Genomic DNA, 20,768 nt, shown 5'->3' on the forward strand with positions numbered 1-20,768 from the left:
CTACCTTTGCGTGTGTTTCTCTAGGTGAACAGGATCACCTAAAACAGTAACTTTACTCAAAGGAGATTGAAATATAGTAGCATTATTATGGGCGTTTAAGATTACTTCTGAAACGCCTTTTGCTTTTGCTTTAACTTCTAGTATTTCAAACCCTTCACCATTAATTTTAGAACCTCCATCAGAAAGTATAAATGCAGTATCTGATTTACCTTCTAGAATTAGAAATGAAGCACCAAGTACATACCCTTTAAATATATCTGAGTTTACATTTACATCAGCATTTATATTTCCATCAATTTTACATTCAAAATAGTTTGCAGTAAACTCATTAATAACAAGACTACCTTCCCCTTTAAATTTAATTAAAGCTAAACTTGGTGATGAAATTGTTACTTTCGACGGTATACCTGTCTGTTCTAACCTATATACTTTAAGCGTATTATTAATGTATGATGTTTTTAAGTTACTCTTTTTCTTGTCTTCAGTTTGTAATACTATATGGGATTTAGATAATGTAGGGTCAATTTTTAATTCAATATTAAGGTTTCCGAATAATACTATTGAATCTAAAGGAAACTCATAAGTCTTTTCATCAATAAATCTTGAATTATTAGCAGGTGAATATCCAGAAGAATAATTATTTTTTGGAGACTCATTAAACCTTTGAAGTTGATTGTTTTCATCAAAAATTAGAATGTCACCTTCTTCAACAGAATTTAGTTGTTGCATGTTTAAATATGACATTAATTTATTGTCAACTATAAAATGCTTGTTGTATGGTACTTTAATTACAACATTTAATTTTTGCATTCTGTATTTAACTCCTCTTGGGAATGAAAAATGAGAAGATAATTGTAATTTATTATCAGATATGTTTGATGTATAATCAATGGCTTTAGCATTATTAATTGCTCTTTCTCTTGTTTTACCAAGAGCCTCTTGACTAAAAATTAATTTCAAATCTTGACCCGGATGTCCTTCTATACTAAAAGAAGCCCTGTTTAAAGGTAGTTTGCCAATATCATCTAAAGTGATATCTAAAACATCATTATTTAAAGGAAGTAAGACTTCTTCTTTATGGATAGCCTGATTATCAAAACTATGAACTGACATATTTAAAGCCGTAAGTAATAGTAGAGATAAAATAATGTCAATACCTAATAATCCCAATATTTTACCATTACTAATTAGTTTTTGAAACGTCATCATAGACGAACTAATTATTAAAAGTAGCGTAGAGGTAATAATAAAATGTAAAGATCCAATTATTGCTGTTGTATTAGGTATAGAGAACTGAATGGTACTTAATAAATTAGCATCGTATTTATTAAGTACTTCATTAGTAAGATCGTTCGATAGATAACTTAAAACTTCTGTAAGGTGAATTAATTTTAAACTTATCCCTAATACTGGAACTCCTAAGAAAATAGATAAAATTGTACTGACAAATAGAAATAAGCCAATCACAAAAGATAAGATTCTTAATAAATCTTTTAAAAGTGGACTTGGGTTCAAATGAGGTATGTCTAAATTATTGAATTTATCATAGACTACCTTAAGCTTTTTCGAATTGAAATTTTTCTTATCAAAAGTAGAACTTAGGTATTTTTCAATTTCAGTTAAGTTAAATGGTGTCCCTTGACTTTGAAATTTATCTTTCAAGGTTCTTGAAAAAGGAGTGGAAACCCATAATATTATGTATAAAATACCTACAAAATGGAAAAAGTAAAGTGAAATAAGTAAAAAGAGACGGACTATATTCACATCAATTCCTATAAAATTACTTAATCCCCCAGCTACACCACCTAACACCTGTTTCTCACTATCTCGAAAAAATAATCTAGTATTTGTATCTCTTGTAAGATTTCTTTTTTCAGGTAAAAATAACCATAAACTTAAATAGAGAATTGATACTATTGTGGCTGGTATTTTTGTACTAGTAATCAATAAGAAAGGTAAAATAAATAGAAACCTAACCCATAAAGGGTCAATACTAAATTTATTGGCAATACCTGCTGCAACACCACCAACTTGTTGTCTATCTATGTCGCGATAAAGAGATTTTAATTTTTTACTTATTGAACCTATAAGGTCTTCATAACTTTCTTTTTGGGTAATTGGTCGGTGAGTGTTTGTTCTATTGTAATGTAAATCAAAACCATCAGGTGTACCTACAACTTCAATTGCATTTATAACATCCTCTTCAGTTAAATAATCAAATTCGTCTTCTATACATGGAATTAGAATTTCTGATAATTTATATTCTAATTCCCTTATAATAGATGATGAATTTTTAAAATTAGATAAATGTTCATTTAAGGCAATTCGATAGCTTTCTAAAATAGAAGAAGCCTCGGATGTTGCTTTAAAATGACTGTTACCTATATGTATATTATTTATGACCATTCAGGAAGTATGTAGCTTAAAATTCAATAATTGTAATGTTAATAATAAACAAACGTTTTTAGAATGTATAATAAGTTATTCTTATTCAATATTTTAAGATCTTAACAGGTTGTAAAACAGGTGTTTAACATGTTGTTGTTGGTTTTTACTTTAAATATATTGTTTTCAGCTTGTGTCCATAAATGTACAATTTGAACAGTGAAATCATGAAAAATGAGAGATGTTATATTATATTTATATAATCAATCTTTTAAGATTGGTTTAATAGAATATAAATACATCTATATAAAATTTAATGAAACAACTTCTATCAATCGTTTTTATAGGTTTAATAACCTTATCAACAAGTTTTGCTCAATGTGAAAAATGTTTACCACCTTCAGAGGAGGTAGACTATTGTTATACAGATGTACGATTTGAAGGACTCTGTGCTAAATTTATTGAGGGGAAATCTTATTTTTATTTAGATAGAAAAAAGAAGTCTATCCGTATTGATTTTAACTTTAAGAAATCTGATGATATCTTATCTTTTAAATCTATGGTGATGAATAAGAAATTAAAAATTTCAACTGTTGAGTTGCTCTTTATTCAATCTGCTGTTGAGATCTGGAATGTAGAGAAGAAAAAAATAGGTTATAAGTTTTTACCTTCTGGTCTTGGAATAAAGATTTTAAAACAAGGTGAAGGTGATATCGCAAAAAAAGGACAAACTGTAATTGTTCATTATGAAGGGTTTTTAGAAGATGGCTCTAAATTCGATAGTTCTAGAGATAGAAATAAAGAATTTAAATTTAAAGCTGGAGTAGGGCAGGTTATTAAAGGTTGGGATGAAGGTGTGTTGAATTTAAAGATTGGATCAAGAGCAATGCTACTTATACCTTCAGACTTAGGATATGGCTCTAGGTCTATTGGTCCAATACCAGCGAATTCTACCTTGTATTTTGATATTGAAGTAATTGGAGTTGAATAATTGTTAATGATAGTTATTAAAGAAACTATTTTACTACTTTAAGAATCTTTTTTACATCGTTTGGCGTTATAGTGTAGTAGGTACATTTATAATTTAATTACTAACGATATGAGAAATTTACTTTTAATTACTTTATCTTTTATAAGTTTTAATATTACAAATGCTCAAACTATAGATACAAAAGAATATTTAAGTTCTGAAACAAAAGATATTATTACAGAATTAGATGATATTAAAAATAATGAAGCGGAATCTAGTGTAGTATCTTTAATTGATATTGAAGTTGAAAAGCAATCTAATAGGTATTTCCATAAAACGTTTGAAGTTTCAGATGATGAAGGGATTAACTTTAGACTTAGAAATGACGATTTCTTTACACCAGTTGTAACTATAAGTAAAAATAAAACGGTTTTGAAAATGGTTAACGAAAGTGCTCCATTAATGCAATCTGATGGTACAAATGTATTTTATGCTAATTGTGACAGAATTGAAAGTGCTCAAATGGCATTGTCTGGAGTGAGGGTTTTAGTTATACCAGTAAAGAAATAATAGATAATAGAAAAAATAAAACGGGCTGATTTAATTTATATAAATCAGCCCGTTTTTGTTAACTAGCAATTTGACTTTTCTTATCAGTCATAATTGTAGAAATGTGAATGTCTACATCATCCGATAAATCTTCTATATCTTCTAGTAGATCATCGTCGTTTTCAGAAACGTACCAAAAAATAGTAACCAATTTATTTTGATCGGTCCACTCTTTCAGACACTTTAAAATGTTATAAATTCCTTTAGAAGAGGGTGTATTAAAATACCCTAATCCAAAATTTAAAGAGAATGTATCATTTTCTTTGAAGTAGTCATTAATCCAATCAACAATGTCAGAATAAATTTGACTGACACCATCATGATAAGATTCACCTAGGATGTTACCTTTGCTGTTTTCACTATTCATAAAAACAACAGGAATTTGGGTATTCATCCCGTCTTTGTTAATTGATAAATTTTCCATCAGATAGTGGAGTTAGTTCTTTTACAACCGTAATACACAAAATTTACTTTAATGCTTGATTCAATATTAACGTTAATCGAACACTTATACAATAAAAACTAGAAATAATTATATATTTTAGCCTAATTTCATTAAATAGTCCATTAAGATTGGTAACCCTACAGAGCCTTTTTCTTGAATTGTTTTAATCCCAGAGATATTTGAGTTTGTGGGTATTGAAGGATCTATAATAATTGATTCACAACCTTTAGGAACGTAGTCAATAAGATTTGCAGCAGGGTAAACTTGTAATGATGTACCAACGATAATAAAAAAATCTGCTTCTGATGTTATTTCTGCAGCTTCTTGCATTAACGGTACATCTTCACCAAACCAAACAATATTGGGTCTTAATTGACTTCCTTTTTCACATTTTTCTCCTTCAGCTAATATATCACCCACAATAGGGTAAATTAAAGATTCGTCTAAAGAACTTCTCGATTCAGATAGTTTTCCATGCAAATGTATCACATTTGTTGATCCTGCTTTTTCGTGAAGACTATCAACATTTTGAGTAATGATAGTGACATCATAATAATTTTCTAATTCCGCCAAAATAATATGACCTTTATTAGGCTTGGCATTATTTGCGACTTTACGTCTTTCATTGTAAAAATTAAGGACTAAATTTCTATCTTTTTTCCACCCAATAGGAGACGCAACATCCATTATATCATGGCCTTCCCATAAACCATCACCTCCTCTAAAAGTAGGAATTCCACTTTCAGCACTGATACCTGCACCGGTTAAAACAATAATTTTTTGCTTTTGCATAGACTTTCTAATTCAAACGAAACAAAATAGATGTGTAATTGTCAATTAAAGACAGTAATATTGTCATAAATAAAAACATTAAACAATTAATTTAACAATGAAAGCTTGGATACAGGCCTTTAGACTTAGAACATTGCCATTGGCTTTGTCTAGTATAATACTCGGAAGTTTTTTAGCATACGGTAATGAGCCAACTTTTTTTAGTTGGGAAATAGTCGGGTTATGTGTTTTAACAACTATTTTTTTGCAAGTACTTTCAAACTTAGCGAATGATTATGGTGATTCAGTTCATGGAGCAGATCATGAAGAAAGAGAAGGGCCATCAAGAGCAGTGCAGTCTGGTAAAATATCATTAGGAGCTATGAAAATGGCTATCATTATTTTTAGTGGATTGTCTTTAAGTTCGGGTTTGTATTTATTATATGTAAGCCTTTCTTCATGGACAGAATTTGCATATTTTTTAGGGTTAGGAGTACTTTCTATTATTGCAGCAATAACATATACAGCAGGGAAAAAACCTTATGGTTATGCAGGTTTAGGAGATATAAGCGTGTTTATATTTTTTGGATTAGTTGGTGTAATAGGGAGTTATTATTTACAAATAAAATCATTTGATCTCCTTTTATTTTTACCAGCTTCTGCTTGTGGTTTTTTAGCAGTTGCTGTATTAAATGTAAATAATATACGAGATATAAAATCGGATATAAGTGCAGGTAAAAAGTCTGTGCCTGTTAGAATAGGACGTAAATGGGCAATTTTATATCATTGGGTATTGTTATTTGGAGCTTTAATTTGTGCTTCTGCTTATGTTTTTTATACCTATACTTCACCTTTTCAATGGTTATTTATATTAACTTTTCCATTACTTCGTAGAAATGGAAATGCAATTACAAAATTTACTGAACCAAAAGATTTAGATCCATATCTAAAACAAATGGCATTAACGTCTCTACTTTTTTCTTTAACTTTTGGTGTAGGACAGATTCTAGATTTGTTTATAAAGATCTGATTTAAGTAATAATTATAGTTTGAGTTTACTCAACAAAAAACACCCTTTGAAATTTTAAACTTCAAAGGGTGTTTTTTTTAGTTACCAGCCTCTAACTTTTCCTGAGGTCTATGCATCCATAAGGGTTGACCTTGATAATTCTTATTCAAAACTTGCTTTCCATCAAATAGTATTTTAATCTCATTAGCTTGTTTCGTAGGATCTCTAGGCATATCGTCAGGCAAGTCCTCTCTTAAACGTACTCTTTCAAGTAATTCATCTTTTGGAGGTATCTCATCAAATCTATTTTTAAATCCAGGTAAATACATATCAGGTTTTTGAATTTTACTAGGAGGGAGTACAGTAGAGTCATGTTTCTTATTGTACTCAATATTTTTTACTTCATTGTTACCTTCAAAGAATAATGTCATAGAAGGACAAGAAGATTTATTTAATGCATAAATATTTTTTTTGTCGTCTGTAAGTTGGAAATACCTTGTCATACCATTTCCTTTAACATCAACTTTAAAGAGGCTATTGTTTTCAAAGTGAGCAATAATCTTTTTACCTTTTACTTGGTTATAATCTTGAATTGTATCTTCCGAAATAATAAAACCATTTCGGTTTAGATAGAGTCTTTCAACACCTTTAGAGGTAATATCTGTTCTAATTACGTCTCCAGTCATTTGAGATTTTTGTGCCCAAATTCTAGGATCTTGATAGAAGTAGATCATTGAATCATTGTAGAAATAAACCAATGAGTCACATCTAGATTTCATGTCTTTAGACCACATAGCTACATTATGATAGGCATATAATGTATTTTCCTGAGTAGTAGTGTCATTAATAGAATGAAGTGTATCTGCAGCTAGGTAATACATATCCATCCAATTTCCTTTTATAGGTTTACTCATTAAAGCATTACCATAAGCAAATGTAGAACTGTCAAACCTTACTACAACATCCGCATAAATTAAAGCAGTATCTTCTTTACTAAAGAAAATAACATTTCCAACAGCTTTACTATTACCAGTATTCTTATTTGTGTCAATTTTATCACCTACTAGAATGTATTTGTCATTTTCAACAATGGCAGAACCTTCAAAATGAACTTTACCATTCTCGGTGTTGTATGTACCAGCATTTGCTATAACGTCACCATCTTTAGAGTTTATAACTGTTCTAGTATTAAAAGTAGAAATCTTTGTTTCTCTATCGTAGATTAATTTTTCTGTTACAAGGTGTTGTACTTTAACAGAATCATCCATAACTACATCTTTAATAAAGATAAGCTCTTTATTTTTTAAGTACCCCTCAACAGAAGTAAGCACCATAGTTTCTTGGTTTACTGTACCACCTGTTAAGTATTTGGCTTCTTTTGTTGAAGTATAGTAATATAATTTATCAGTAACTAAAGTGATATCCTCGTCAATTAATTTTACAATTCTACCAGTGATAATTACTTCACCTTTATTTTTTTTATAAATAAGCTTACTACCAGTAATCTTTGTTTTTTTATCAATAACAATTACATTACCCGTAGCAGTTACATCTTCAGTTTTTATATTTTGACGTGCCTCATCACAATAAATTGTTGTAGTTTTTTGCTTTAGAATTACACGCTTCTGAGGGCTGCTATAGAAAACCCTATAGCCAGAAATACCTTTAGAACGTGCGGCACTAATTCTCACTTTGTCTTCAGTTTGACCAAAAGAGGTTAAACTACCGCAAAGTGAAATTATTAACAAAATGATTAAAAAAATATTTTTCTTCATTGTACTTTTACTACTTAATAGAGTTAGCAATTTTTATTGTTGCAAGCTTGCAAATTTATCTTAGTAGATCGTAAAATCCTTGTTTTTTGTGTTATTAATAACATATTATAAAGGATTAAATTGATTTTCAGCTAAAAATTTTGTGGTTTTAATAATAATCTCACATATGAATGACAATCCATTGGCCTTAGAGGACCAATTTTTAACTTATCTTAAATCAAAAGGTCTCGATATTAGTAATATTAAACTTTTGTTAGCCTTCAGTGGAGGCGTAGACTCTGTTGGTCTGGCTTTATTGTTATTAAAACATGATATCTACTTTGAGATTGCACATATGAATTTTCAACTCAGGGGTGAAGATAGTCACGGAGATGAGCAATTTGTAAAAGACTTTTCTTCTGAAAATAATATAATTTGTCATATTAAAAAAGTTGATACTACTTTAGAAGTTCAGAAATCTGGCAAATCAACTCAAATGGTGGCTAGAGATTTAAGGTATGATTGGTTTAAGGAGTTGAAAAAGCAGTACAATTTAGATTATATTTCTACTGCACATCATAGGTCTGATAGTGTAGAAACAATTTTATTTAATTTAATTAAGGGTACAGGAATAGAAGGTTTACATGGTATTCAATTTATTAGGAATACTATTATTCGACCTCTTTTATTTACATCAAAAGATCAGATAAAGAGGTACGTTGAATACAAGAAGCAAAATTGGAGAGAAGATAAATCGAATCAAATCAATAAATATGCTCGTAATTTAATTCGGAATAAGATAATTCCATTAATGAGAGAAATTAATCCAGCTGTTGAAAAAAGCATTGATGTAACTTCAAATAAACTATCGAAAATAGAGAATGTATTTTTTTCGAATATAAATGAAATTACATCAAAGTATTGGAAAAAGAATGGGGATACAATCTTGATTGATTTTGAAAAATATAGTCATCTAGAGGATATAGATATTATTCTATTTTATCAACTAAAAAAATATAGGTTTGATTTTGATACTGCACTTAACATTATTCAGTCTTATAATTTGAATAGTTTAAAGTTTTTTTCAATTGATAAAGACTACGTAATCTATACACACAATAATACGTTGGTTTTAGAAAATAATAATGAGAAAGAACTAATTATTAGACAAAGTTTAAAAATTGATTTTAAAGAAGGGTTTTATTCATTTGATACAAATTCTTATCAAACTTCTGTAGTTACAATTAATTCTATTTCATCTATAGAAAATGCATCAATTTATATTTCAGAAAAATATTTTCCAATAACGATTAGAGAAGTTAATAAAGGTGATAAAATTCGTCCTTTCGGAATGAAAAACGGTAGAAAAAAGGTTTTTGATTTACTCCAAGATGAAAATGTACCTAGTTATCTTCGAAAAAAGACATTAGTTATAGTATCTTGTAATGAGGAAATTTTGAGTGTAGTTGGAATTAGAAACTCAGAAGTGTTAAGAATTGAGAAATTTCCTGTTACTTTGATGAAGATTTGCTTTTAACACCGAAACAATAGTATGCTAAATATTTTTAAGAAAACATATAATAACGAAGAGAGAACCCTTTTTAATTTTATGAGAAGAGGGGTGCTTTTTTCAAAATTAAATGATGAGGAAATGTCAAAATTTACACCTCACTTACATTTAAGGCATTATACTAAGGGCGAGGTGATTTTTTTTAGAGACGATCCCAGTCAAGCACTTTATTTAATTAATAGTGGGATAATTACTCTCAATATTGATATTGAAGACAAATTTGAGGATTTAGTCCACTTAAAAGCAACCGACACATTTGGAGATAATGCAATTCTTGAAGGAACGAGTAGGCCATATAATGCAGTGTGTTTTTCAGACCATGCAGATGTATATGTAATTCCGAGTGCAGTGATTCATGATATTTTTGAAGATGATATCAAAATACAAGCAAAGATGATGTCGAGTATGGCTGAAATTTATGACAGATTTACAGGACATTTATTTAGGGCATATAAGGAATCTTTCGGCTTTTTTGATTTAGGAAGGGCGTTTATGCCTTTTTAGTTGAATTTTATCATAAATAAAACATGACGAATGTCATGTTATTTAGATGTTTTTTGTATTTTTGTGGTTATTAACCTTGGTTGATATTTACACCTGTTATGATAAGGTAAATTCAACAAGCAAATTTCTATGAAAAAAGAGAAGACAACAAACAACGGAAACTTATATCGAAAATTCGGAGTAATTACTATTATTGCGGTTTTCTTCCTAATTTTAGTTGGTGGAGTAGTAAGAAGTACAGGAGCTGGTATGGGATGTCCAGATTGGCCAAAATGCTTTGGAACTTGGGTGCCTCCAACAGACGTAAGTCAGCTACCAGCTGATTATAAAACTATATTTGCAGTTCAAGGTAGAGAGATTGCAGATTTTTCTGCATTTAAAACATGGGTGGAATACACTAACAGACTAGTTGGTGTTCTAATCGGTTTTCTGATTTTTTTGACTTTACTTTTTTCTTTACCCTTTAGAAAAACAGATCCAACAGTTACATCATTTTCTTTTTTAGCTTTTGTATTGGTTGGGTTTGAAGGTTGGTTAGGTAGTAAAGTTGTAAGTACAGATTTACATCCTGTATTAATAACAGCACATATGCTAGTAGCACTTGTGATTGTTGGTGTATTGATTTATGCAGTCGCAAGGTCTCATAAAAAAGATTTAAACTATCAAGACCCATCAAATCTAAATCAATTGAATAAGTGGATTGCAATAATCTTATCTTTATCATTTTTACAAATTGTTCTAGGTACTCAGGTAAGAGAAGCTATTGATATAATTGCTAAATCATTAGGAGAAGAACAAAGAAATTTGTGGATAGATGAATTAGGTGTCACTTTTTATATTCATAGATCTTTCTCAATAGTCGTTGGAATTATAAACATCCTGTTTGTACAACGAGTTATTAAAAATACAGCTCCAAAACATCCTGCTAGACTATGGTCCAAGGTGATGCTTGCATTAATTGGTATTGTAGTATTGTCAGGAGCAATAATGGGGCATTTTGGAATTCCAGCCGTTTTACAACCTGTACACTTGTTACTAGGTTCATTAATTGTTGGATGTCAATTCTACATTGCACTTTTAGTTAATCATTCAAGAGTACTAGGGAGTAATTCTAATAGTACTTTAAAATACCAACATCAAGCAACAACTTAATATGGTAGTAGCAGAATCTAAAGATATAATTGCAGACGTACCGCAAAGGAAAAGCAGAGTAAAAGATTTTTATGACCTACTAAAGGTTCGCTTAACTGGCGTTGTCGTTTTTTCTGGAATTTTTGGTTACTTATTAGGAACAACAGAAATATCAATAACTGCAATGATTGCATTGGCAGTTGGTAGTTTCTTAATAACAGGTTCCGCAAATACAATAAATCAGATTATCGAGAAAGAACACGATAAGTTGATGAAAAGAACAAAAAACAGACCTATTCCTTTAGGAATTATTTCTAGAAAGGAGGCCGGTATATACGCTTTTGTTCTTGCCGTTTTAGGAACAGTAATAATGCTATATTTCTTAAACGGGTTTGCTACGTTATTATCTTTAGCTTCTTTAGTTTTATATGGCTTTGTATATACCCCTTTAAAAAGAATAACACCATTGTCAGTTTTGGTAGGTGCTTTTCCAGGTGGTTTTCCTCCAATGATTGGTTGGGTAGCTGCAACTGGTTTTGTTGGTATGGAAGGACTCATATTATTTGCTTTGCAATTTATGTGGCAATTTCCTCACTTCTGGGCTATTGCTTGGGTTGCTGATAAAGATTATAAAAATGCTGGTTTTAAAATGTTGCCATTTAATGGTGATAAAAATGTAAACACAGCAGTTCAAATATCAATTTATACTATGTTTTTAATTCCAATAGGGTTTTTACCAACACAATTTGGGATGACAGGTATTACTTCTGGTATTATTGCATCCTTAGCAGGTGCAGCTTTTTTATATCAAACATTTGGGTTGATTAAGGAGAAGACGGATAAAGCAGCATTAAAAATAATGTTTACCTCTTTTATTTATTTACCAATTGTTCAAATTGTATACTTAATCGACAAGATCTAATTTATTATTATGTCAATAGCAGAAACTCCAAAAAGACCCGTAGGGATGCATCCTAAGAAATTTGCGATGTGGTTATTTATTGTAAGTGTGGTAATGATATTTGCTGCATTGACAAGTGCATATATTGTAAGACAAGCAGAGGGGAATTGGGCTTCATTCCAATTACCATCTATAATGTATTCTAGCACAATTGTTATATTATTAAGTAGTGCAACTATGCATTGGGCATATTTAGGTGCAAAGAAAGATAATATGGCACAGTTGAAAAACGCACTGACTTTAACATCTGTTTTAGGTGTGGTTTTTCTAGTTCTTCAATTTATAGGATGGGAAGATCTTGTAGCAATGAATGTTTTCTTTGTTGGAAACCCTTCAGGTTCGTTTGTATATGTAATAACAGGTCTTCATGGTCTGCACATTGTAAGTGGAATATTGTATTTATTCATTATGCTTTATGCTGCTTTTAAAAATCAGATAAATTCTGGTACAATTGTGAGAATAGAAATGTGTGCAAATTTTTGGCACTTTTTAGGAGCATTATGGATATACCTGTTCATTTTCATGCTTATGAATCGCTAAACATGACAATCGTCATAAAAAAATAACACAAATGTCATCAAATAGTTGTTTTTGTTAAGATTCAACTATTTATTTGTGGAGAAATAAAATTCAAAAGACACTAAAAAAATAACATCCAATCTTTTATGTCATCAACTACAACTTTGACAAATCCTAAACTCTCTGAGTGGGACGGTGGACAAAGACCAATGAAAGCAACCTATGGAAAACTAATGATGTGGTTTTTCCTTGTTTCAGATGCTTTTACATTTGCGTCTTTATTAATAGCATACGGAGTAGTTCGTTTTATGCACCCTGCATATGAAGGAGCATATTCTCAATTCGAATTTGCTACTAGCTCGGATAATTTTTATTGGCCAATACCAGAAAAAGTATTTAATGCTTTTCCTGGATTACACGGAGTAGATGCTCCATTAATGTTTGTTGGTTTAATGACATTTATCTTAATTCTTTCATCAGTAACTATGGTACTAGCTGTAGAAGCAGGCGAAAGAAAGTCTAAAGCTGAGGTTGAAAAATGGATGCTATGGACAATTGTAGGAGGTGTAACTTTCTTAGGTTGTCAAGCTTGGGAATGGTCTCACTTTATACATGGTACAGACGAAGGTGTTATTAGAGATGGTGTTCAGATTTTTGGAGCAAACTTACATGTCAACCAATACGGTCCTCAGTTGTTCGCAGATTTCTTCTTCTTTATTACAGGTTTCCACGGTGTTCACGTAACAAGTGGTGTTATTATTAATATTGTAATTTTCTACAATGTTGTAATGGGTACTTATGAAGAGAGAGGATCTTATGAAATGATTGAGAAAGGTGGCTTATACTGGCACTTTGTCGATCTAGTATGGGTGTTTGTATTTACATTCTTCTACTTAGTCTAACTCAATTTTTTAATTTCACTAACTACTAAAAATAGTAAGATGGCACATCACGATGCAACACTTTCTCCAGAGGAGATTAAGAAAGCAAAAATGAAAACTGTGATTAAGGTTACAGCGATCTTAGCAGCAGTTACGATTATAGAATTTATCTTCGCCTTTGCATGGCCTGACGGTTCAAGTCGTTTTATTCTGAACATATTATTTGTTGGAATGACTTTACTTAAAGCTGGGTATATTATCATGGAATTTATGCACTTAGGCCATGAGGTCGGTCCATTAAAATTTGTGGTTTTATTCCCTATGTTATTTTTGGTTTGGCTACTTGTAGCTTTATTCCAAGAGGGTGGAGCAATACTTGATGCAATTCAGAATTGGTAGCAATCAATTTATTGAAATAAATAACAATAATATGGTTTGATTTCTTCATTTTTGTAGGGATCAAACCATATTTACTTTAAAAGAAAGAATGAACAAACCTAATCTTAAAAAATGGGTATTCTTATTTACTCTAATTGGAATACCTTTAGTAATTTTTTTCTTCCTTAAAAACTTTGGAACGAATGAATATCAACTTGATAAACCTGAAGAACTTCAAGTGTATAGTTTAAAGTCTGTAAACTGTGAACCTAACGAAATAGATGGTGTACATAGAATTCCAGAGTTTAACTTTTTAAATCAAGATAGTATTCAATTTTCGAATCAAGATTTAAAAGGAAAAATATACGTAGCAGATTTCTTTTTCACTTCTTGTCCTGATATATGTAAGGCAATGACATCTTCATTATTAAGAGTACAAGAAAGATTTAAAAATGAAGACAGGTTAAGATTGGTTTCTTTTAGTATAGACCCCAAATATGATACTCCTAGTGTATTAAGTAATTATGTTGAGAAACATAAAATAAATACTAAGCAGTGGAATTTGCTAACTGGAGATCAAGAAACTATTATGAATTTAGGCCAATGTGGCTTCTATATAACAGCAAAAGAAGAAGCATTGGGTCAGGATACTTCTCTATCACATAGTGATAAATTAATCCTTGTAGATACAGAAAATAGAATTAGAGGGTTTTATAGCGGTACAGATCAAGAAGATGTTAAACGCCTTCTTACAGAAATTTCTCTTTTATTAAAAGAATAACGGATTATATCTTTATGGAAACTACTGACAAAAAACGAAATGATAAATTACCTTTAATAATTATTGGTATTGTATCTATTTTAATTCCGATAGTTGTAGCACTTTTACTATTTATACCACAAACAGGTAAATTAGGAGATTTAGATGTTTCTTTTTTACCACGTTTAAACGCAGTTATTAACTTTTCTTCTGCAATAGCTCTAATTCTTGGTTACTATTTTGTAAAAAAGAAACAAATAGATATGCACAAGTTAATGATGACTGTAGCATTTGTTTTAGGAGGAATATTCTTAGTTTCTTATGTAGTATACCATTTTCAAGGTGGACATACAGTCTTTGGTGATGTAAACCATGATGGCGTATTATCTGCTGTTGAAAAAGAAAACTTAGGATTAATGAGAACCTTCTATTTGGTTATTTTATTGTCTCATATTTTACTTTCAGCAGGAGTTGTGCCCTTGGTATTATTGGCAATATATTTTGCAATAACTGACCAAATAAATAAACATAAGAGAATAGTTAAATTTACATATCCCGTTTGGTTATATGTAGCAATAACAGGTGTAGTTGTTTACTTGATGATTAGTCCATATTATATCTAATATTATGTATAAAAAAATAGTATTTCTGTCGATTGCATTTTTATTTTCAATACAAGGATTATATGCACAATGTGCAATGTGTAGGGCAACTGTAGAAAATAATATCAGTTCCGGAGCAAGTAGTGTAGGAGCTGGTTTAAATACCGGAATTATTTACTTAATGACTATGCCTTATATATTAATAGCGGCTATAGTTTATCTCTGGTATCGAAAGACTCAAAAAGAAAAAGCATCTTTAGCTTAAATAGTATAAAAAACTCCAATAAGATATTTCTTGTTGGAGTTTTTTTGTAATTTTTGAGTTCTATAACTTCCTCTTTTTTTATGAAAGTAAAATATATTTTTTTAGAACTGAAAAAGAGTAAAAATAAAGCTTTAATAGGGCTTTTCTTTACCTTTTTAACGGTTTCAATTTTTTTAATTAACGCAGGTTATTATTCATCCGATGAATATGATTCTTTTGTTCAAGATAGAATTGAACAAATATCTAAAAATGCAGATGATGTAATATTTGAAATTAAAGCAAATATTAAATCTGATAATGAGAATATTTTAGATTTTCAGGCTTTACTGAATGAGAGTATTTATCCTGTTTATATTTATAAAAAAGGCGTATTAAGCTTTTGGTCTGATAATAACTTAAAACTTAAATATCTAGAAGATAAACTGTATAGTTACTTTGTTGAGGATGTAATTCAGAAGGATGATTCTTTTTATTATGTGAGAAAATCTAATATCATGGTTTATAATCAAGATTATGAGATTTTTGTGATCATTCCACTAGTTATTCAAAGGGATAATGTTACTTCATTAATACCTAATTATGTAAATGAATTTGTCTTTGGTACAAAGGAAATGCCTAGACTAGCAAAATTTAATATAACCACCAACTATAAATCAATTTACACAAAACTGAATAAGTTTTTATTTGCCTTAGATGTATCTCAAAATAGATCTGTTGAATTAATTCCATGGAGTTATTTTGTAATGTCTATTATAATTGGCGTATTATTTTTGTTGTCAGCGTTAAGTACATTCGTTACCAATTACATTAATAGGGGATACTCTATTTTTCCAATGCTAACAATATTTATATTAGGTGTTATTTCTTTACATGCTATTGTCGCAGATGTTTTATCTAGTAATATCATAAAGTACGAGTATAATATTCTAGATAAAATAGATGACTCAGTACTATCTCAATGGGATTCTTTGGGTATAATTTTCTTGGATATACTTTTTGCAATCTTAATATTCAGATGGTTAAGTAGGAACTTCACAAGTTTATTTTCAATTAAATCTATCTACCTTTTAGATAAGAAATATAAGATTGCTATTAGTGTAGTCTTGATAGTGAGCTTTTTCTTTATTGTTGCTGGGTTCGAAGAAATATTTATTCATGTATCTGCAAAAGCTGGAGATTTATCTTTAAAATTTAGCCTTTTAGATATTACAGTTCCAGAAATATTTGCTCAAGTAATTATTATTTCAGGTTTTATTTTGATGGGACTTATAGCTCATCTGTTTTTTAAATTGATATGTTGGGCATTAGATTTTTATAGTAAATCATTAGCAATGCTAATATCGATTGTAATCATATTTGGATTTCAATTAGGTTATGATACGTTTAATATTTTACTAATTAATATTATTGCCATTTTTGTTGGAATTACGCTTTTGTTAGATACTCCAAAGTATTTATCGATAGGGAAATTTCCTGCCGTAATGTATTTAATGTCATTAATTGTATTCTTTTCTCTTCTCGGTGCATTTATTACTGAGAACCTTCAGATTCGAAATGATGAAGTTTTTAAACAAAAATTCGCCTCTAAATTAACTGAAAATGATGCATTATTAAGAGCTTATTTGCAAGAAACAATAAATGGAGTTAAAAATGATAATCAGATTATTGATGCAATGGCCTTTTTGAATAAAGGTAGAGCTGCCATTGCAACAAAATCAATAAAGAATGATTTAACGGAATGGTTCGGGAATCGTTTTGATGTTAAGATAAATATATCATTTGATAATGGACAAACGCTGAATAACGAGAACTCTTATCAGCAATTAAAAGATAATTTCTACGAGAAACAGAAGCCCAAATATGGTTTGAATTCAAAAATGAATTTACAGCAAGGTACTTTTAGTTATTTATGTGATATACCAATTGTTGATAGGTTCGAAAAGACAGATACATTAGGCTTTTGCTTAATTGCATTATATCCTAAATCCCTTACAGGAAAATCTTTTAAATCTACTATTCTAGATGAAGACTTTGATATAAACTTTAGGCAAGAAGAATACTCATATGCTATTTTCTATAGACAGGAATTAATTTTTAGTTCAGGTGATTATAATTATTCAAATAGTTTTTTAAAAGAGACATATTCAAAAGATAGAGAAAACTTAGTAAGTAGTGTAGAGTACAAAGGTTATGAACATTTAATGTTACCTGGTTCTAATAACAGAATTGTAGTCATTTCATCAAAAAGATTTGCATTTATAGATTATTTTAAAAGTTTCTCAGCCTATTTTACGGTGCTTATTATATTGATATTTACCATTTTCAATATGGTAAATTATTACAGGAACCCAAATGAATACCGTAGGTCATTTTCTACAAAAGTACAGCTATATTTAAATGCGGCTATCTTTCTGCCTCTTTTAATATTGGCGTTTGTTATGGGTTCTGTTATGGTAAACTCAACTAAGAATGACGTACAAAGACAATATTTAGAAAAAGGACAAACAGTAGCGAGTAATCTGTTTCAGGATAATGAAATAAATAAATTATATTCTAATGATGATAATCTAAAGTTAGATGTTCTTATTGATGAATTATCAAATGTAATGCAAGCAGATATTCGTTTTTATAATAGAAGAGGTAAACTAAAAGCAGCGTCAGATATCGAAATATTTGATGAGAACTTACTGAGTAAAGAGATTAATCCAAAGGCGTATATTGCAATAATGCAAAATAAGCAAACTAGATTAGTGTTAAAAGAACGTATAGGTAATCTAGAATACAATACATCATATATTGGTATAAAAGCATTTAATACAGGTAGAGTAATGGGGGTAGTAAGTATTCCTTTCTTTAAATCATTACATAAATTTGATGATAGATCTATTGAAGTAATTACTACAATTATGATGATTTTCTCAATTTTGTTTTTGACTTTACTTCCAATTGTACATTATGCAGCATTATCATTGTTAAACCCTATTAAGCTGATTATTCCCGAATTAAATAGGATTACTTTAAGTAAAAAGAATGAACCAATTACATATACAGCAAATGATGAATTTGGTCAGTTAGTTGGTGAGTATAATAAAATGCTTGCAAAATTAGAAGAATCAAAAAAAGAACTTGATAGATCACAAAGAGAAAGTGCTTGGAGAGATGTAGCAAAACAGGTAGCACATGAAATTAAAAATCCTCTAACACCAATGAAACTCTATTTACAACAATTGGAAAGAGTTGCAAAATCGGATGAAAATCCAAAGTTAATGAAAGCTACAAAGATGCTTATTAATCAGGTAGATACATTAAGTGGTATTGTAACATCTTTCTCGTCTTTTGCTACAATGCCTGTTCCTAAAAGAGAAACATTCAATATTTCAAAAGTGATTAGAGAAAATATTATGTTACTTTCTAGTAAAACTGATATTCATTTTTCTGATACACAAATTGGACACGATGTAATGGTAGAAGGGGATGAGAAATTAACAGCAAGAATTTTAAATAATTTAATGCTTAATGGTATTCAAGCTGCCAAAGATGATGTTCCATCTAAAATAATTGTTGATTTATATGAGAATGGCGAAAAAGCAATTGTAACCATTATAGATAATGGAATGGGTATACCTGAAGATGTTCAGAATAAAGTTTTTGTTCCTAACTTTACCACCAAAGAAACTGGCTCAGGAATTGGTTTAGCAGTAGCGAAAAGAGGTGTAGAACAAATGGGTGGAAGTATTTGGTTTGAAACTAAAGAGTTAGAGGGGTCTTCATTCTTTGTAGAATTTCTAATGACAGAAATAGAATAAATAAAAAGGGTGATATACAAAAATATATCACCCTAATTTATATAAAATTACTGCTTATAAACCAGTGTAATTATAAGGAGTAATGACTTTCAATTCGGCTTTGATTTCATCAGAAACAGCTAAACCCTCAATAAACACTTGGATACTTGACTCTGTAATTTTTTCATTTTTACGAGTAAGATCTTTTAGCATTTCATATGGATTAGGAATACCTTCTCTTCTTAAAACTGTTTGAATTGCTTCTGCAACTACTGCCCAGTTATCTTCTAAGTCAGCTTTCAATTGAGCATCATTCAATTCAAGTTTATTTAAACCTTTTTTCAATGACTGTAGAGCAATTAAAATATGTCCTAAAGGAACACCGATATTTCTTAATACAGTAGAATCAGTTAAGTCTCTCTGTAATCTTGAGATCGGTAATTTAGCAGATAAATGTTCTAATAAAGCATTAGCAATACCCAAGTTACCTTCAGCATTTTCAAAATCAATAGGATTTACTTTATGAGGCATAGCAGATGAGCCAACTTCATTCTTATTAATTTTTTGCTTAAAATAACGCATTGATACATATTGCCAGATATCTCTTGACATATCAATCAAAATAGTATTTACTCTCTTAAAAGCATCAAACAATGCGGCAAGGTTATCATAGTTTTCAATTTGAGTAGTAAATTGAGAACGATCTAATCCTAATACATTATTTACAAAATCGTTACCGAAATCTACCCATTTAATTTCAGGGTAAGCAACGTGATGTGCGTTAAAGTTACCTGTAGCACCACCAAATTTTGCAGAATAAGGAATTTGTTTTAATGCATCCAATTGTTTTGTAGCTCTGTAGCTAAAAACTTTGAATTCTTTTCCTAATCTAGAAGGAGAAGCAGGTTGACCGTGTGTTAACGCTAAGATTGGGAAATCAGCCCATTCAGCAGCTAAAGCATCAATCATTCCAACAATTTCTTCTAACATTGGAAGAACTACTTCAACATTTGCATTTTTTAGAGATAAAGGAATTGCAGTGTTGTTTACATCTTGAGATGTAAGACCAAAGTGAACAAATTCTTTTTGTTCTTTAATTCCTAATTGATCAAATTTTTCTTTAATAAAATACTCAACAGACTTTACATCATGGTTAGTGACGCGTTCAAAGTCTTTTACTTTAACAGCATCTTCGTTTGTAAATTCTTGATAAATTTTACGGATAGATGGATAAAGCGACTTATCAAAGTCTTTTAGTTGAGGGAGTGGAGACTCACATAAAGCGATAAAGTATTCGATTTCAACCCAAACACGATATCTGATCAGAGCAAATTCTGAAAAATAGTTAGATAATGATGAAGTTTTACTTCTGTACCTACCATCAATTGGTGATACTGCTGTGAGTTCGTTTAGTTCCATTTTATAATTGGAATTTTTAAGTGAAAAACTAATCAAGTCGCAAATATAAC

At 30.0% G+C, this 20,768-nt stretch carries 19 protein-coding genes; 14 read left to right on the plus strand and 5 right to left on the minus strand.

The genetic code is table 11. The features are described from left to right. Positions 1-2,406: a PspC domain-containing protein gene (locus KM029_RS02410; protein ID WP_144075195.1), complete on the minus strand. Its 2,406-nt coding sequence runs from the start codon at positions 2,404-2,406 to the stop codon at positions 1-3. Between the two features lie 295 nt (positions 2,407-2,701). Here KM029_RS02410 and KM029_RS02415 point away from each other — a divergent pair, with 295 nt between their 5' ends. Both KM029_RS02415 and KM029_RS02420 read left to right on the plus strand, forming a co-directional pair. Further along, positions 2,702-3,376 carry an FKBP-type peptidyl-prolyl cis-trans isomerase gene (locus tag KM029_RS02415; protein ID WP_205125459.1) on the plus strand — a complete coding sequence of 225 codons (675 nt, stop codon included), beginning with the start codon at positions 2,702-2,704 and terminating at the stop codon, positions 3,374-3,376. A 108-nt stretch (positions 3,377-3,484) separates the two neighbouring features. Further along, positions 3,485-3,925, plus strand: a complete 441-nt coding sequence (locus KM029_RS02420; RefSeq protein ID WP_144075196.1) for a hypothetical protein — start codon at positions 3,485-3,487, stop codon at positions 3,923-3,925. A 58-nt stretch (positions 3,926-3,983) separates the two neighbouring features. Here the strand turns inward: KM029_RS02420 and KM029_RS02425 are convergent, their stop codons facing one another. Further along, complete coding sequence (locus KM029_RS02425; RefSeq protein ID WP_144075197.1) at positions 3,984-4,388, minus strand: SiaC family regulatory phosphoprotein; 405 nt, start codon at positions 4,386-4,388, stop codon at positions 3,984-3,986. Between the two features lie 117 nt (positions 4,389-4,505). Further along, positions 4,506-5,201, minus strand: a complete 696-nt coding sequence (locus KM029_RS02430) for an SIR2 family NAD-dependent protein deacylase (protein WP_144075198.1) — start codon at positions 5,199-5,201, stop codon at positions 4,506-4,508. A 97-nt stretch (positions 5,202-5,298) separates the two neighbouring features. Between KM029_RS02430 and KM029_RS02435 the strand changes: the two genes are divergently transcribed. Further along, entirely contained in the window at positions 5,299-6,210 is a 912-nt protein-coding gene (locus tag KM029_RS02435; protein ID WP_144075199.1) for a 1,4-dihydroxy-2-naphthoate polyprenyltransferase, read from the plus strand. A 77-nt stretch (positions 6,211-6,287) separates the two neighbouring features. Here the strand turns inward: KM029_RS02435 and KM029_RS02440 are convergent, their stop codons facing one another. Then, positions 6,288-7,964, minus strand: a complete 1,677-nt coding sequence (locus KM029_RS02440) for an OstA-like protein (protein ID WP_144075200.1) — start codon at positions 7,962-7,964, stop codon at positions 6,288-6,290. Between the two features lie 166 nt (positions 7,965-8,130). On the opposite strand from KM029_RS02440, the gene tilS reads away from it, so the two are divergent. From tilS to KM029_RS02495, 11 genes are all read left to right on the plus strand, one after another. After that, entirely contained in the window at positions 8,131-9,480 is a 1,350-nt protein-coding gene (gene tilS, locus KM029_RS02445; RefSeq protein WP_144075201.1) for a tRNA lysidine(34) synthetase TilS, read from the plus strand. Between the two features lie 114 nt (positions 9,481-9,594). After that, positions 9,595-10,017, plus strand: coding sequence for a Crp/Fnr family transcriptional regulator (locus KM029_RS02450; RefSeq protein WP_240050326.1), 423 nt, complete (start codon positions 9,595-9,597; stop codon positions 10,015-10,017). Between the two features lie 129 nt (positions 10,018-10,146). Further along, positions 10,147-11,169, plus strand: a complete 1,023-nt coding sequence (locus KM029_RS02455) for a COX15/CtaA family protein (protein WP_144075203.1) — start codon at positions 10,147-10,149, stop codon at positions 11,167-11,169. Position 11,170: 1 nt separating this feature from the next. Next, the gene (cyoE, locus tag KM029_RS02460; protein ID WP_144075204.1) at positions 11,171-12,070 is read left to right on the plus strand and encodes a heme o synthase; all 900 of its coding nucleotides are present in this window, start codon (positions 11,171-11,173) and stop codon (positions 12,068-12,070) included. Between the two features lie 9 nt (positions 12,071-12,079). Beyond that, on the plus strand, positions 12,080-12,649 hold the full coding sequence (locus KM029_RS02465) for a cytochrome c oxidase subunit 3 (RefSeq protein WP_144075205.1): 570 nt from the start codon (positions 12,080-12,082) through the stop codon (positions 12,647-12,649). Between the two features lie 125 nt (positions 12,650-12,774). Continuing rightward, the gene (locus KM029_RS02470; RefSeq protein WP_144075206.1) at positions 12,775-13,530 is read left to right on the plus strand and encodes a cytochrome c oxidase subunit 3; all 756 of its coding nucleotides are present in this window, start codon (positions 12,775-12,777) and stop codon (positions 13,528-13,530) included. A 39-nt stretch (positions 13,531-13,569) separates the two neighbouring features. Further along, complete coding sequence (locus KM029_RS02475; RefSeq protein ID WP_144075207.1) at positions 13,570-13,908, plus strand: cytochrome C oxidase subunit IV family protein; 339 nt, start codon at positions 13,570-13,572, stop codon at positions 13,906-13,908. 88 nt (positions 13,909-13,996) lie between these two features. Beyond that, a complete protein-coding gene (locus KM029_RS02480; protein WP_144075208.1) occupies positions 13,997-14,668 on the plus strand; it encodes an SCO family protein in 672 nt (223 codons plus the stop codon). Positions 14,669-14,682: 14 nt separating this feature from the next. Then, the gene (locus tag KM029_RS02485; RefSeq protein ID WP_144075209.1) at positions 14,683-15,270 is read left to right on the plus strand and encodes a DUF420 domain-containing protein; all 588 of its coding nucleotides are present in this window, start codon (positions 14,683-14,685) and stop codon (positions 15,268-15,270) included. Positions 15,271-15,274: 4 nt separating this feature from the next. After that, a complete protein-coding gene (locus KM029_RS02490) occupies positions 15,275-15,514 on the plus strand; it encodes a hypothetical protein (RefSeq protein ID WP_144075210.1) in 240 nt (79 codons plus the stop codon). Positions 15,515-15,594: 80 nt separating this feature from the next. Continuing rightward, complete coding sequence (locus KM029_RS02495) at positions 15,595-19,320, plus strand: sensor histidine kinase (RefSeq protein ID WP_144075211.1); 3,726 nt, start codon at positions 15,595-15,597, stop codon at positions 19,318-19,320. Between the two features lie 54 nt (positions 19,321-19,374). On the opposite strand, the gene purB is transcribed toward KM029_RS02495, so the two are convergent. Continuing rightward, positions 19,375-20,718 (minus strand): adenylosuccinate lyase, encoded by a 1,344-nt coding sequence (gene purB / locus KM029_RS02500; protein WP_144075212.1) that lies wholly within the window; start codon positions 20,716-20,718, stop codon positions 19,375-19,377. Positions 20,719-20,768 lie beyond the last annotated feature (50 nt).

Source organism: Flammeovirga kamogawensis (assembly GCF_018736065.1).
In the GTDB taxonomy this organism is placed as follows: domain Bacteria; phylum Bacteroidota; class Bacteroidia; order Cytophagales; family Flammeovirgaceae; genus Flammeovirga; species Flammeovirga kamogawensis.

Coding starts and splice junctions, on each gene's coding strand:
- KM029_RS02410 (WP_144075195.1), bottom strand. CDS start 2,406: ATGGTCATAAATAATATACATATAGGTAACAGTCATTTTAAAGCAACA.
- KM029_RS02415 (WP_205125459.1), top strand. CDS start 2,702: ATGAAACAACTTCTATCAATCGTTTTTATAGGTTTAATAACCTTATCA.
- KM029_RS02420 (WP_144075196.1), top strand. CDS start 3,485: ATGAGAAATTTACTTTTAATTACTTTATCTTTTATAAGTTTTAATATT.
- KM029_RS02425 (WP_144075197.1), bottom strand. CDS start 4,388: ATGGAAAATTTATCAATTAACAAAGACGGGATGAATACCCAAATTCCT.
- KM029_RS02430 (WP_144075198.1), bottom strand. CDS start 5,201: ATGCAAAAGCAAAAAATTATTGTTTTAACCGGTGCAGGTATCAGTGCT.
- KM029_RS02435 (WP_144075199.1), top strand. CDS start 5,299: ATGAAAGCTTGGATACAGGCCTTTAGACTTAGAACATTGCCATTGGCT.
- KM029_RS02440 (WP_144075200.1), bottom strand. CDS start 7,964: ATGAAGAAAAATATTTTTTTAATCATTTTGTTAATAATTTCACTTTGC.
- tilS (WP_144075201.1), top strand. CDS start 8,131: ATGAATGACAATCCATTGGCCTTAGAGGACCAATTTTTAACTTATCTT.
- KM029_RS02450 (WP_240050326.1), top strand. CDS start 9,595: ATGTCAAAATTTACACCTCACTTACATTTAAGGCATTATACTAAGGGC.
- KM029_RS02455 (WP_144075203.1), top strand. CDS start 10,147: ATGAAAAAAGAGAAGACAACAAACAACGGAAACTTATATCGAAAATTC.
- cyoE (WP_144075204.1), top strand. CDS start 11,171: ATGGTAGTAGCAGAATCTAAAGATATAATTGCAGACGTACCGCAAAGG.
- KM029_RS02465 (WP_144075205.1), top strand. CDS start 12,080: ATGTCAATAGCAGAAACTCCAAAAAGACCCGTAGGGATGCATCCTAAG.
- KM029_RS02470 (WP_144075206.1), top strand. CDS start 12,775: ATGTCATCAACTACAACTTTGACAAATCCTAAACTCTCTGAGTGGGAC.
- KM029_RS02475 (WP_144075207.1), top strand. CDS start 13,570: ATGGCACATCACGATGCAACACTTTCTCCAGAGGAGATTAAGAAAGCA.
- KM029_RS02480 (WP_144075208.1), top strand. CDS start 13,997: ATGAACAAACCTAATCTTAAAAAATGGGTATTCTTATTTACTCTAATT.
- KM029_RS02485 (WP_144075209.1), top strand. CDS start 14,683: ATGGAAACTACTGACAAAAAACGAAATGATAAATTACCTTTAATAATT.
- KM029_RS02490 (WP_144075210.1), top strand. CDS start 15,275: ATGTATAAAAAAATAGTATTTCTGTCGATTGCATTTTTATTTTCAATA.
- KM029_RS02495 (WP_144075211.1), top strand. CDS start 15,595: ATGAAAGTAAAATATATTTTTTTAGAACTGAAAAAGAGTAAAAATAAA.
- purB (WP_144075212.1), bottom strand. CDS start 20,718: ATGGAACTAAACGAACTCACAGCAGTATCACCAATTGATGGTAGGTAC.